Here is a 14,376-nt window from a genome sequence, read left to right as displayed (position 1 = left end):
ACCGTCGCAAATATAGGAATTATATTCAAATCACAATATCGGATTATGCAAAGTATTCATCTTATTTTGTCAAAGTTAAGAAAAAGAGATGCTTTATTTTTGTAACTACTAAACTTCATCTTATAACATAATACTAACACACTATGAAACGGATCATTACAGCTCTGTTTATTTTGGCCGGACTATGTTGTCCGTTCTTACTTTCCGCACAAGACTCCTGGCAAAGCCTGATTAACCGGCTTACCTATTATTCACCGGAAAAATACAAATTGGCAACAGATAATCTGAAGAAGAAATATCCGGATAGTTATCGTCCGGATAAAGATTTCGAAAAGGCTCTCGAAGAACTGAAGGCAGATAAGGAAACACTTATCAAAGGTTTGAAAGCCAAAGATCCGAAAGCGGAGAAACAAGCCCAAAAGCTACTGCAACAACTGGATGCCGCTTTATTGGCCAACCCGCTACTGGCCGGCAAACAGGTCGTTGCCATCCGGAGAACATTAGGCGATAATGCCCGTAAAGCCATGAGTGGCGGATTAGGTATCGCCCCTTCCAACTTCCAGAATAACTCCGAGATAGGAAACCCTAAAACAGGATGGACGAACGAATTCGTATCCCTGAATATTACCCCCGGCAAAATAAAACAAACCACTATCTATAAACCGGAACAGGGCATGATCATCACTGATCCGGAACCTCACTTCGATGGAAACCGACTAATGTATTCCTCCATCGGAACCTCCGACCGCTGGCATCTGTTCGAACTGGATATGAAAACCGGAAAGACACGGCAATTGACACCCGATAGCTATAAAGATTTCGACAGTTTCGACGGTTGCTATACTCCCGACGGACGGTATATCTTCTGCTCCACAGGGACATTCCTCGGACTTCCCTGTACAAACGGAGGAAACAAAATGTGCGGCCTGTATCTTTACGACCCCAAAACACAACTGACTCGTCAGTTGACCTACGACCAGGACAGTAATTGGGACCCGGTTATGATGGAAAACGGTATGCTGCTCTATCAGCGTTGGGAATATGCAGACCTGCCCCATTCCAACTCACGCGTCATGTTCACCATGAACCCGGACGGCACTTCGCAATCGGCCTTCTATGGTTCGAACTCCTATTTTCCTACGTCATTCTTTAGTGCCCGCCCTATCCCCGGACGTCCGTCAGCCATTGTCGGAGTAGCGACCGGACACCACAGCGTATCCCGCAGCGGACGTCTGCTCGTGATCGATACCCGTAAAGGAAGACACGAAGCAGACGGAGTAATCGCCGAGATCCCCCATGCCGGACGAAAAGTGGAACCACTGGTACGCGACCGCTTGCCGGATGGCGTATGGCCTCAGTTCCTGCAACCTTACCCCCTGAACGACACCTATTATCTGGTATCTATGAAGGATAGCCCCGAAAGCCTGTGGGGTATCTATCTGGTAGATATCTACGACAACCGTACCCTGATAGCCGAAGAAGAAAACATCGCCTATCTCGATCCGGTACTGATGGAAGCCAGAAAAGCCCCGGCTATCATCCCCGACCGCATAGACCTGGCATCTACCACCACAACCGTCTTCATGCAGGATGTCTATCATGGCGATGGCCTGAAAGGCATTCCCCGCGGGGCAGTGAAGAAACTTCGCGTCGGTTCCTTTAGTTTCAGTCCGCTGAACCAGGGAGGTTTGTTAGGTACGATCGGTATGGATGGCCCTTGGGATATTAAACGTATTCTCGGCGAAGTAGATGTAGAAGAGGACGGTTCTGCCATGTTCACCGTTCCGGCCAATACGCCGATCTTTATTCAACCGCTCGACGAAGAAGGAAAAGCTCTTCAGGTAATGCGTAGCTGGTTTACCGGAATGCCGGGCGAAACGCTTTCCTGCATCGGCTGCCATGAAGACAAGAATACCATACCTGTTCCCAAAATGACCACGGCTTCAAAGAAAAGCCCGCAACCGATCAAAGAATGGTACGGTAAGGAACGTGGTTTCAGCTATCGCCATGAGGTACAACCGGTATTGGATAAATATTGTATCTCCTGCCACAATCAGGATAAACCGGGAAAGCCCTACCTGAAAGGCGATCGATGGATCACGGACTGGACTTCACAGATCAGTGGTCGAGCCGGATCAGATTACGGAGGTCATTTCACCCTGTCGTATGCCAACCTGCACCGGTATGTACGCCGGCCGGGTATCGAAAGCGACATGCACATGCTGGTTCCGATGGATGTACATGCCGACCAGACGGAGTTGATGCAAATCCTTCAGAAAGGACATTATAATGTACAACTGGATAAAGAGTCGATAGAGAAACTGGCCTGCTGGATCGACTTCAACGCACCTTTCCACGGACGTCGTTCGGATATTCCGAACTTCCCGGATACGCAGAAAAGTAACGAACTACGGGAACTATATCGTGAAATGTTCGGTGCCCCTAAATCGACGGCCGAATGGTTGCCGGAGATCCCTCAAAACATCGAGCCGGTCAGATTCGAAAAAGAACAAAAGCCTCTTGGTGATACCGTACTTGACAAATGGCCGGTATACGATCCTAGCCAAAAAGCTTATTCCCAATGGGGAGACACCCAATGGAAACAACTGGCTTTGGGTAATTTCCAGAAGAGTATCCCGCTGGGTAACGGCATAACCCTGGAACTGGTAAAAATACCGGCTGGTTCCTTTATCATGGGTAGCGATCGCCATCCGGACGAGTTGCCGCAAACGATCGTACAGGTAGACAAAGCGTTCTGGATGGGACGTTTCGAAATCACCAACGCACAGTTCAGGGCATACGATCCGGAACACGACAGCCGCGACGAACACCGCCACGGATATCAGTTCGGACGTAGGGGATATTCGATGAACCACCCCGACCAACCGGCGGTACGAATCTCCTGGCAGGAGGCGATGGATTACTGCAAATGGTTATCGGAAAAAACTGGTATGAAGTTCTCACTCCCTACCGAAGCGCAATGGGAATGGGCTTGCCGCGCCGGAAGCGATACGCCGTTCTGGTACGGGAATATGTCTGCCGACTTCTCGACCTATGCCAACCTGGGAGATATTAAATTGAAAGAGTTTGCCGCCTGCACCGCCTATAAGTTCTACGAAAGTGCTATGGTAATTGAAAATCCCAATAAATACGACGATTGGATTCCACGCGATACCACCTATAATGACGGTGGATTTATCTCCGAACCTGTCGGCCGCTATATCCGCAACCCGTGGGATCTGTTCGATATGCACGGAAATGTTTGGGAATGGACCTTATCCAGTTACCAGCCTTATCCGTACAATGAAAACGACGGCCGCAACGAGCTGGTATCTGAAAATGGTAAGCGTGTTGCACGCGGCGGTTCCTGGTACGACCGTCCTTACCGGGCAACTTCTTCTTTCCGCCTGCCTTACCGTGAATACCAGAAAGTATATAATGTAGGATTCCGTGTAGTAATGACAGAAGAATGATAAAGCGCTATTTCAGATACTTGTTTTTCATAGCAATTATTAGCACTTATTGCTCATGTAACAATACCAAAGAGAAGTTACTTGTTTCCGGCTGCGGCTGGAAGCAGGTAGCGATCCTCGACAAAGCGACCGGAGCGATCGAATGGAGCCACCCGCTAAACCCGGGAGAAGATTGTAACGATGTAGAAATGACAGCAGATGGTCATATCCTCTATGCATATACCTCCGGTGCCCGGCTGATTACCCGCGATCAACAAACTGTCTGGGATTTCAAAGCCCAAAAGGGCGAAGAGCTTTTCACTGCCACCCGTCTCCCCTCCGGCAACTATATGCTGGCTATCTGCGGTACTCCTTCCCGTATCGTCGAACTCGATACGAATGGGAAACTGATCGATGAACTATCATTCGACACCAGTATAACCGGCGTACACGACCAGTTCCGGCAGATCGTGAAAACCCCGCAAAACACCTATCTGATCCCATTAATGGGAAAAGGGGAAGTAATTGAAATGAACAAAGACAAAGAGATCGTCAACCGGGTACATTGCGGAGGTAACCCTTTTGCCATCCAGATACTCGACAATGGAAACTGGCTCGTATCCTGCGGCGATGCGCATAACTTCGTGGAAATCGATCCGGCCCGAAAGCAGATCGTTAGAAATGTAGGCGATGACGATGTAGAGGATATAACGCTTCTCTTCGTGGCAGAACTGGTACGGTATAAAAACAGCAATACGCTAATAAGCAACTGGAACGGTCACAGTAAAAATAAATCACAACCGTTACTGGTCGAAATCAATCCGGACAATCAGGTCGTTTGGACATTACCCCTCCATCCGGACATTGTGAATATATCGACTGTCTATTCCTTTGCGGAATAAGCCGGCAATTACAGATCGAGTAAATAAACTCATTCAAAAAGGATACGGAAGCGAGTCAGGCCATCGGCATAAGTACGCAGGGAGAAAGAACAGTTTTGTTTCTGTAAAACCTCACGTATAAAGATCAGGCCGATGCCCTGTCCGTTCGGTTTGGTAGAGAAGAAGGGGCTGAACAGTTTGGTTTCTGTCTCTTTATCAATACCTTTGCCGGTATCCGCTATCTCCAGGCAGACCGGATTATGTGAAGTACGTATGTAAATATGGCCGTCGTGATCGATAGATTCGGCAGCATTCTTTATGATATTGACTAATACTTGTTCAAAAAGAGAACTGTCGAGCTTTACAACAGGAGAAACTTCATCAAGCTCCATGACAATCCGGATATTACGATTCCGGCAGATCGTTTCCATAAACCGCTTACAGGAAGTAACGACTGCATTCAGTTCACAAGAAACCGTCTGAGGTTCCGGTATACGTACCACATCTGCGAAATTCGTGATGAAATGGCTCATGCTGTAACAACGTTCGATGGAAACACGCAGTACTTCGCATATATCTTCCGTATTTTCCAGTTCGCTAAAGGTCGATTCAAGCGTATCCAATGTAGAAGTGATACCGGCAGTCGTATTATTCACCTCATGGGCAATCATACGGATCACCTTTTCATACGCTTTCTTTTCTGCCTTGAATACTTCCTGTGTCAAACCTTCCACTAAATAGAATGAATGATGGAACCCACGGTCAACGAAAGAGGAATGCGTACATTTATAAATATTGGCATCATTCAGTCGCACTGTCTGTGACTCATATAAAGGTATATTTGCCAATTCGATAGCTAAAGGGGAATCTATATCTGTCAGAGATTTCCCTTCGAAAACAACAGAGGTCGGTTGTCCGAGCATTTTATGTGCGGCCGGGTTAAGCGATATGATCTCATTGTCCAGGTTCAACATGATCACTCCCATAGGAGAAGCATTGATCAACAAGTCGAGGAAATGGTTCTGCTCTCTCAGATGCAGGCGTTCGTTTTTAAGCTGCTCCATCATCTTATTGAAGATGTCGACAATACGGTCGGCCTCCTTCTGCCCTACCCGGCTCAGGCGTGAACTAAAATCCTGTTCCTTCAATAGTTCCATACCATTTCCAATAATATTCAACGGCTTGATAATACGACGATAAAACAGGATCAGATAAAAGATTGTAACAAGTACCAGCCCTTCCACCATGAAAAACATGGCAGACGAGAAATTGTAAAATACATGCCAGGTCATCACTCCCAACACAGTCAACAACAACCCGGTTAAAATCCAGAACAACCCTTTTACTCTCATCCGTATACCTTATTTATCGGTAGGAATATCATATTTCTCTAAACGACGGTATAAAGCTGCCCGGCTGATACCCAATGCCGATGCTACATGCGACAGGTTACCGTTATGCGTTTCAAGTGCCTGCAGGATCGTTTGCCGTTCTATTTCATCCAGTGTCATCCCTTCGAAACTGGCAGCACCACCTTTGGGTACAGGTTGGGGATTTCCCATATTAAGGCACTGACTTTCAAAATCGGCTACGTCTAATAAGGATTTGCCGGATACCAGCATTGTTCTTTCCACCAGATTCTTCAATTCGCGTATATTTCCGGGATAAGGAAGACGTTGCAGAAATACTTTTGCATCGGCTGAAAAGTCCACATGAGGTAAGCCGTTCACCTCCGATTGCTTATCGGCAAAATAGCGGGCCAGCAGAGGTATATCGTCTTTCCGCTCCCGCAGGGCAGGCAGATGAATCGTGATCAGGTTAATACGGTAGAACAGATCTTCGCGGAAGGTACGGGCCGCTACCATTTCCGGCAGGTTACAGTTTGTTGCACTGACCACACGAATATCCACCTTACGGGGGCGGCTGTCACCCAGCACCTCAAAGGTCTGATCCTGTAATACACGCAACAGCTTCACCTGACACGACAACTCCAGGTCGCCAATCTCATCCAGAAAGATCGTACCCTTGTTTGCCATTTCAAAACGTCCGGTACGGTCGATATAGGCATCCGTAAAAGCTCCCTTCTTATGTCCGAACATTTCACTTTCAAAAAGGCTTTGCGATAATCCACCCAGGTTTACCTTCACAAAAGCTTCTTTCATTCGTGGACTGTTGGCATGGATTGCTTCTGCGATCAATTCCTTCCCTGTCCCGCTTTCACCGGTAATCAGTACCGAGGCATTTGTCGGAGCAATACGAGAAACGGTACCCAGCACTTCCATCAGCGCATTACTCTGCCCGATGATCTTTGCAAAATGGAATTTATTATCCGCATCGTTGCGGTTCAGCGGAGCAGTCTGCATCTTCTTCTGCTCATTCAGTTCGAGAGCCGTACGGATCGACTTAAGCAGGACCAGATTATTCCAGGGCTTGGTTATAAAATCGAAAGCGCCGGCCTGCATTCCCTGCACAGCCAGCGAGATGGACCCCCAGGCAGTCATCAGGATGACCGGCACATCAGGTTGAAATATTTTTACCTGTTTCAATAATTGAATTCCTTCTTCTCCCGTCGTAGTCAAGGTAAAGTTCATATCCATCAGGATCAGCTGCGGTGCTTCCCGGCGCACAATTGCCAATGCCTCTTCAGGCCCCGGGACGGCTTCCGGTTCAAAGCCTGCCCGTTTCAATAAAAAGGTAAGCGAAGAACGAACAGCAGCGTCGTCATCAACAATTAATATCATATAGGTTTCTTTTTAGGTTTGTAAAGATACGAATTATCTTCTTACTATTTCCTCGAAATCGGCATCCAGATTACGATCGTTCTGGAAATCGTAGAGCGTCACACTACGAACATTATAGAAATAACTCCAAAACCCATACAACTCCTGAATATGCTTTTGCTTGGCATCGTCTTTCGATTGTTGGGCGTCGTTCAGGTCGAGAATATTGATCTTTCCGATCATAAATGTTTCGATAGATGTCTGATAACGCTTCTGGGCAATCTCGTCGGCCTCGGCTGCAATTTCGAGCTGGGCGGCCTGGTTGTTAAAGTTTTCTACTAGCAGGAAAATATTCTGATTGAAGGTCATCTGGTCCTGTCGGTTCCTGGAGAGCACGACTTCACGATTGGACTCGGCAACCTTTACTTTACCTTTCCGCTTCCCCCAATCCAATAAAGGGATACTAAAGCCAACCTCGACTACCTGATTGTCCCGCAGCGGATTATAAGCCCCTCTGAAGTCACTGTCTTTTCCGGTATATCCTACGGATGCAAACAGATTGATATCGCGACGTTTTCCTTTCGCTGTCGCCACGGCATAATCGGCTTCCAGTTGTTCGCGCAGAATACGTTTGGCAAACGAGTTGTTTTCCAAAGCTTTCCCCAGTACATCCTGATATATCAGACGCATATCGGGAACGGACTCGGGAACGACCGGCTCTATCATATCGTCCTCGCTCAAACCAAGGAAAGAGCGCAACTGGAACATCTTGGCATTCAGATTGGATTGTGCCTCCGTCAATTTACCTTTTGCCTGCAAAGCCGACAATTTCAATTGCATCAGTTCGCTTTCCGATATATGTCCGATCTTTCGTTTGGCGATCGCAATATCATAGAGTTTGTTCGCATTATTCAGGTTCTGGATAGAGGTTACCAGATTCTCTTTCGCTAGCAACAGATTGAAGAAATAAGCGATTGTAGAGATCGTTACACTTTCCACACTTTCGATATAGGCCGCCTTTGCCTCCTGGTAACGGACAGGTTCAATCCGGCGGTTCCATTTCTGGTCGTTCACTCCAAAGATCGGTTGCGTCAGGGTCAAGCCGATCGGTATACTCATATATTCATTGAAAGCTCCATCCCCCAACTGGCGGGAGAAATTAAGGGAAGAATTCAATGATATTTTACCACCGGTCAACGCTATATTCTGGTCGACGGAGATCGCACCGTTCATCGACAGGTTGTTATCCTGCACAAAAGCATAGGTTCCGTCCGACTGTTGGTAACGGGAATATTGCTTGCTGTAACTAGGTATCGTCCCTTTGAAATTAACCTCAGGCAACTGGTCTGCTACATGTGTACGGTATTCCCAGTAGGATGTCTTCAGTTCGTTAAGGGCAACAGCCGCATCCACCGACTGTAGTTGGGCCAGGTTAATAGCCTCTTTCAGAGTCAGTCTTACTATATTTTCCTGCTCCCCGGCCTGTAAACCAAAGCTCATCAAGAATAAAGAAGTAATGGCTATATAGATCTTTTTCATTGTAATATATGTTTAGCCACCCCTAGGCAAAAGCTATGCCAAAAAGATATCCATCTGATTTACTGCCAAGTAGGCAAAGCAACAGGTGTCCGATAATGAACAGTATGTCCGATAATGAAAAGCTTATCCGTATTTCTGATGATCAGCACAATTTTATACTACTTATCTTTGACAGTGAACTTATACAAACCCGAACCGACCTCGAGACAGGTAAAACCATCCATATAGCCGATTATTTTTATATCCGGTACAGCATTCAATAAAGAACCGCTCTCCGTAATTTCTGCTCCGTCTAAAGAAGGTAGCCAGATTTGCGCCGTTGTATTGACCGGAATCGTGACCTGAAGTTCAAACGTTTTATTCCCCTTCCTCCAGTTGCTTACTATCGGTCCGTTTACGGATTGGTAGGAACTGTTTACCCATGCCAGATCACCCGCAGGTTGCGGTTTGATTTGTATCTTACTGAAACCGGGAGCGGCTTGATTTATTCCTCCCAATGACTGATAAAACCACTCTCCCACACTACCGAACATCGGATGGTTTTGAGAATATACATTATCGGAATATTTCCAGGTTTCCCATAAAGTAGTAGCTCCGGACTCAAGCATATACCCCCAGCCGGGAAAAGTCTTTTTCGTAACCATTTCATAAGCGATATCATTCCTGTTATTCAGACGCAGTACTTCCAAAATAATTGGAACACCGAAAATCCCGGAAGCAATATGTCCGTCCCATTTTTCCATTGCCTGCAGGAATACCGTAAAAACGGCTTCCTTCTCACTTTCCGGTACGAGATCATAGAACAAAGCAAAGGCTTGGGCTGCCTGGGTAGCATTTGCCACTTGACCGGTTCCCCGTTTCAGAAACTCTTTAATAAATGCATTCTTTACATCCGTTGCCAACCGGGAATATACTTGTGTATCTTTCGACTGGCCAGTCAGTAGAGCAAACTCAGCCAACAAGATTACATGATGGTAATAATGGGCAGTAGCAAACAAAGCGGGTACACGTTCTTCCAAACTTTCATGATCATTGATACACGTATCGATCAGGTTATCTTTTGCTTTTGAACGGAGAAACTCCACTTGCCTGCGTAAAGTCGGATAATAGGCTTTTATAGTTCGCAGATCACCATAATATTCATATAATTGCTTCTGCATAAAAGCAAATGCCAATTGCCAACCGATCGGTCCGGAGTCATCGCCCAACCCCATATCTGCTATTCCGTTATAAGGGGCAGTCTCCGTCATTCCTCCCTCGGGACGCTGGTCGTTGGCAAAATCATGCAGGGCCTTCCGATAGAAATTTTCCATATCGTAGAACCAACAGAAAGTACGTGCCGTGCCGACAATATCGCCACCATAACCGAATTTCTCACGAGCCGGACAGTCGGACTGAACACTGAACAGGTTACTATGGAAGGTATAATCCAAGACTTTATTCAAACGGTTCAACATCGGATTAGAACATTCAAAAAAGCCGTTCTTTTGCAAATCGGCACTCAAACGGATCCCCTCCACATCCGACAAGGAAGGACGCCCCGGCCAGCCGGTTATCTCGATATACCGGAAACCGTGGAACGTAAAGCGGGGCGACCAGATTTCTTCTCTCTCTCCTTTCAAGGTATAGGTATCCTCCTGCCAGGCAGTCTGCGGTTGTCCGTGGGTCTCCCAATCGGCATCCCATACTTTCTTTTGCTGTCCGGCAACCGAAGTCATCACATTCAGGCTTCCGTCCGAATAAATATCTTCACCGTAACGAATCTTTATCGTCGTACCCTTCTCCCCTCTGACCTTGAGGCGTGCTACCCCTGCAAAATTCTGCCCCATATCGAAAATGAATTCTCCGGGGCGGGTTTCCGTCATTCTCACCGGTTTAATAATCTCTATCTCCCGGATAGGTGGCTGCATCTGGGCTGTCAGTTGTCCGGTAGGAGCATTCACGACCTGCACAGCCTGTTTCCAATGGCTATCGTCAAAGGGACAGGTATCCCAACCGAGTATTTCGTTACGGGCATCATAATGTTCTCCAAGATAGACATTGTTACGCATTACCGGACCAGGTGCCGTTTTCCAACTTTCATCCGTACAGATAGTTTCTCCCGAGCCATCTGTATATTGTATACGAAGCTGAGCCTTTAAACAGGGACGTCCGATAGTCAGGTATTCTCTCAATGGTTTGAAGACACGCATAGGCAGCGGATTATAATATCCGTTGCCAAGCATGACCCCTATGGCATTTTCTCCGGAACCGATCAAAGAGGTAATATCGTAGGTACTATATAATATCTGTTTTCCATAGTTGGTCCAACCCGGATCAAGGATATGATCGCCGATACGTTTCCCGTTCAAACTGGCTTCATAATATCCGATACCGGCAATGTATAAACGAGCTTCTTTTACTGTTTTAGCAGGGCGGAACATCTTTCGGAACAAGGGAGCCGGATCATCTTTATAAAAGTCTTCTTCTCTTTCCGGTGCTTTCGAACCGTCGGTAATCCATTGGGCTTTCCAGTCTGCCGGAGACAACATGGATGTTTCCCAAAAAGCGGGTTGACTCCAATCGGATACCGCTCCATCCTGATTATAAGTACGAACACGCCAGTAATAACGAGTGAAAGGTTTTAATCTCTTACCGGAATAAACAATGTTTACATTCTGACGGCTACCGACTTTTCCACTTTTCCAAACCAGCCCTTTCCCATTCTTAAGATCGTCTTCTGTTAAAGCTACTTGTATCTCATAAGCTGATTGCACCTGATTACGGGCCGACGACTCCAGTTGCCAGCCAAGTACCGGGTTAAAAGCATCTACCCCCAACGGATTTTCTATATATTCGCAAGTCAGTCTTTTCAATCGTAAAGGTTCAGCCCCCGCAAGAAAGACCCAACCGGACAGAAAACAAATAAGCAGTATTGTTCTTTTCATAATCACACGAATTTAACGGGTCCTATCATTCCTGTCGGCAACCATTTCTGATAATGTGTCCATGCCTGACCTATTTTATTATCCGGTGTCGATTTCAGATAATTACCTACTGTAGTCGTAATCTTTATCTGTAACATTTTCACCGGAGCCTGTGCCAGATGTTCCGGCAACTGATAAACACGGTTACCGTACCATTTACATCCCAGACTCTCTCCATTCAAAATTACTTCCGAAACACCGTAGACCTTTCCCAGATCCAGATAATAAAAGCCGGCAGCATTCTCGATAGTCTTCTCATAATACAATACACCTGCAAAGTCACGGGTCACCGGATCAGTCGACCAATCAACCAATGTCTCGATCTCCAGTTTTTTCGTATCCCCGTTTATATGTTCCATTCGCACATTCCATCTGTTGATACTAAGAGGGGTCAGGCTTTTTACCGGTAGAGCCGGAATAGTGACCTTATCCGCTTTCTTTTTTTCAAAAACAATCAGTTGGGAAGCAGCCGGTCCCAAGACAATCTGTAAACCAGGAGCGGAAGAGGTAGGATAAGGAGTACGTTCGCCCGTCTCCGCATTCCAAAGCCAGGGAGTTTTACCGTTATCGGCAAAGTTAGCCTGTATCCGGATCTCTTCTTCCGGGTTACAGTTCGTTATAAAGTAAATATCCTTATCCTCCGTTTGGTGGCGTATCTGGCTGACATAAGGGTTCGGAACATCAATCTTCATATAAGGGACAATGTTACATTGCTGTTGTACCTGACGAAACCAGGGTACCATTTCAACCGGAGCCTCCACGTTAAACACCAGGGACGGATAAGACTGCCGGATGCAGCCGATCGTCTGTTTCACCTTTTCGTCATTGACCTTGTGATCTTTGTATCCGGGAGATTTATAAGGTTCTTTTCCTACAAAGATCAGTTTGCCCCCCGCTTTTACAAATTCAAACAAGGCTTCTGCCGTTGCAGGCATCATCGACTCGACTTCCAGCAACATCAATGTATGATACTTCCGTTTATTGAAAATCAAATAGCCTTTCTTAAAACTACTCTTTTGGATGATCCCTTCACTTATATAATCGCAACTATTCCCATTACGGTGGATCGCTTCCCATACTTTATATTGATAGGCCGGATAATGCAGTCCGGGAAACGGATCACGTTGTGGCCCGTGTATCGTCCACATATCGGCCAACGGGTGCATCACCGCAATATCTGCAAAGAAATCAGACTCCTGGAGCACGGTCGAAACACGGGATTTGTAGGCAGCCCACAAATTAAAATAAGGCCACCAGGTATTCCGTTCATTCAAAAAGGCCCCGTACATGATCCATCCGGGGAACGGAGCTTCCAGCGGAGTATAATTGAAACCATGCAGTATCGAATGGGTTACACCGGAAAGATTACTCTGGTCACCCGTCATCTTTATCTTTTCCAACGTTGCATTAAATACATTATTGGTATTGGTTATCTCTTCACAACTGACCAGCCTCTTTCCTGAGTAATGGGCAGCCGATGCCACAAACTTATTTACGTTCGTATCGGTAGGAGACTTTATGAATGCATCCTTTTCACAACTGTCCGCATTCCAGAACCAGGTTTCGCATTCGGGGATATCCACCTCCATAGAGGCTTCCAGCGGATGAAACTCGCGGCCATAGGTCTGTACCCGCGATTTGAAATTATATTTATTACACCATTGCGTATATGGTTTCAGGAAACGATCTCGGACGATATCCATACAAGTGACAAAGAAATCATATCTGACCCGGTCAACCTCCTCTTTCGCCTGACTGGTCAGGATAGTCGCAACCGCTCCTTCGATGGCATGTCCCATATGACCGACTTTATAAAGGATAAAAGGCAGATAAGGTTCCACATCATATCCCCGGCGTGAACGAAACTCTTCAAGAAAATCATGACACCAGTTGGCCCCTTCCAGCTCCATACTGTCGCAGAACATGGCCCGAAAACCTTTCAGGCCGCTGATGGCCGGAAACAGATTATCCGACATCCTTTTCAGGAACTTCTCCACAGCCGCCTGATTATAATGATTCAATACAGGCCCGGCAGCACCGGGTGCCCCATTGATCACGGCTTGGAAACCGGTCACTTTCACCAATACATACAGTATATATTCGCCTTCCGGTATATCGATCGCGATCACCTCCGCTCCTTTATCGAAAGGAATGTCTTGTGCGGGAGCAAAGGTTGACATCTCCACCGGAGCCAGGCAGAAAGAATATAACTCACTGGTTGAACCTTCATATTTGGAAGCGACTTGCGGGGAAGCATCTTTCAATAAGTCCGCCGCTTTCAACTCTATTTTTGCCGGCCCACTAACTTTCATTGCCGTCTGTGTCATCAATTGGGTTTGCTCCTCCGGTTGCAGGAACTCGCCACCGAAAGGCCATCCCGAACCAACGATAATATCGCAAATCATCCCCCGTTCTTCTGCTCCTTTCAAAGCTGTTTTTACCATCTCGATCCATTCAGGACTCAGCCACTCCAAAGAAGGAATCCCTAAATCATCACCTCCGGGGAAACGGATCGGATTAATTTCGACACCTCCGATACCGGCAGCTTTCATCACATCAAGCTCACGCAGAATTTCCTTTGCGGTCACTTTATCTCCGTTCCACCACCAACGAACAAAGGGTTTTGAAGTGACAGGCGGGTTCTGAAACAACATGAAGAGTCTGTCATTTTCATCATTATCACTGTCAACAAAGCGGCATCCCTGAATAAAAGGTAAGCTAAGAGCAGACATCACACTCGATTTAATAAAAGTTCTTCTTGAAAGAGTCATATCTATGAATTATTGATTAGCAAAAAGTTAACATCGTAAATGTAGAT

Annotated in this window: 7 protein-coding genes; 2 read left to right on the top strand and 5 right to left on the bottom strand. The window is 46.5% G+C overall.

Going from position 1 to position 14,376, the window contains the following annotated elements:
• Positions 1-143 precede the first annotated feature (143 nt).
• Positions 144-3,473 carry an SUMF1/EgtB/PvdO family nonheme iron enzyme gene (locus tag M1P97_RS08105; protein WP_249388780.1) on the top strand — a complete coding sequence of 1,110 codons (3,330 nt, stop codon included), beginning with the start codon at positions 144-146 and terminating at the stop codon, positions 3,471-3,473.
• On the top strand, positions 3,470-4,354 hold the full coding sequence (locus tag M1P97_RS08100) for a beta-propeller domain-containing protein (protein WP_249388779.1): 885 nt from the start codon (positions 3,470-3,472) through the stop codon (positions 4,352-4,354). The genes M1P97_RS08105 and M1P97_RS08100 overlap by 4 nt, the downstream gene beginning before the upstream one ends.
• Before the next feature lie 29 nt (positions 4,355-4,383).
• Here the strand turns inward: M1P97_RS08100 and M1P97_RS08095 are convergent, their stop codons facing one another.
• From M1P97_RS08095 to M1P97_RS08075, 5 genes are all read right to left on the bottom strand, one after another.
• Entirely contained in the window at positions 4,384-5,685 is a 1,302-nt protein-coding gene (locus M1P97_RS08095) for a sensor histidine kinase (protein WP_195371940.1), read from the bottom strand.
• Between the two features lie 9 nt (positions 5,686-5,694).
• Positions 5,695-7,074 (bottom strand): sigma-54-dependent transcriptional regulator, encoded by a 1,380-nt coding sequence (locus M1P97_RS08090; protein WP_195371939.1) that lies wholly within the window; start codon positions 7,072-7,074, stop codon positions 5,695-5,697.
• 33 nt (positions 7,075-7,107) lie between these two features.
• A complete protein-coding gene (locus M1P97_RS08085; RefSeq protein ID WP_195371938.1) occupies positions 7,108-8,592 on the bottom strand; it encodes a TolC family protein in 1,485 nt (494 codons plus the stop codon).
• 158 nt (positions 8,593-8,750) lie between these two features.
• Positions 8,751-11,519: a family 78 glycoside hydrolase catalytic domain gene (locus M1P97_RS08080; protein WP_249388778.1), complete on the bottom strand. Its 2,769-nt coding sequence runs from the start codon at positions 11,517-11,519 to the stop codon at positions 8,751-8,753.
• A 2-nt stretch (positions 11,520-11,521) separates the two neighbouring features.
• A complete protein-coding gene (locus M1P97_RS08075; protein ID WP_249388777.1) occupies positions 11,522-14,329 on the bottom strand; it encodes a glycosyl hydrolase in 2,808 nt (935 codons plus the stop codon).
• Positions 14,330-14,376: the final 47 nt, after the last annotated feature.

It is taken from the genome of Parabacteroides leei, assembly GCF_023369805.1.
GTDB classification, from domain to species: Bacteria; Bacteroidota; Bacteroidia; order Bacteroidales; family Tannerellaceae; genus Parabacteroides; species Parabacteroides leei.
The sequence above is the reverse complement of the archived record's forward strand: the minus strand, read 5'-3'. Positions and strand labels throughout refer to the sequence as shown.

Coding starts and splice junctions, on each gene's coding strand:
- M1P97_RS08080 (WP_249388778.1), bottom strand. CDS start 11,519: ATGAAAAGAACAATACTGCTTATTTGTTTTCTGTCCGGTTGGGTCTTT.
- M1P97_RS08100 (WP_249388779.1), top strand. CDS start 3,470: ATGATAAAGCGCTATTTCAGATACTTGTTTTTCATAGCAATTATTAGC.
- M1P97_RS08085 (WP_195371938.1), bottom strand. CDS start 8,592: ATGAAAAAGATCTATATAGCCATTACTTCTTTATTCTTGATGAGCTTT.
- M1P97_RS08095 (WP_195371940.1), bottom strand. CDS start 5,685: ATGAGAGTAAAAGGGTTGTTCTGGATTTTAACCGGGTTGTTGTTGACT.
- M1P97_RS08105 (WP_249388780.1), top strand. CDS start 144: ATGAAACGGATCATTACAGCTCTGTTTATTTTGGCCGGACTATGTTGT.
- M1P97_RS08075 (WP_249388777.1), bottom strand. CDS start 14,329: ATGACTCTTTCAAGAAGAACTTTTATTAAATCGAGTGTGATGTCTGCT.
- M1P97_RS08090 (WP_195371939.1), bottom strand. CDS start 7,074: ATGATATTAATTGTTGATGACGACGCTGCTGTTCGTTCTTCGCTTACC.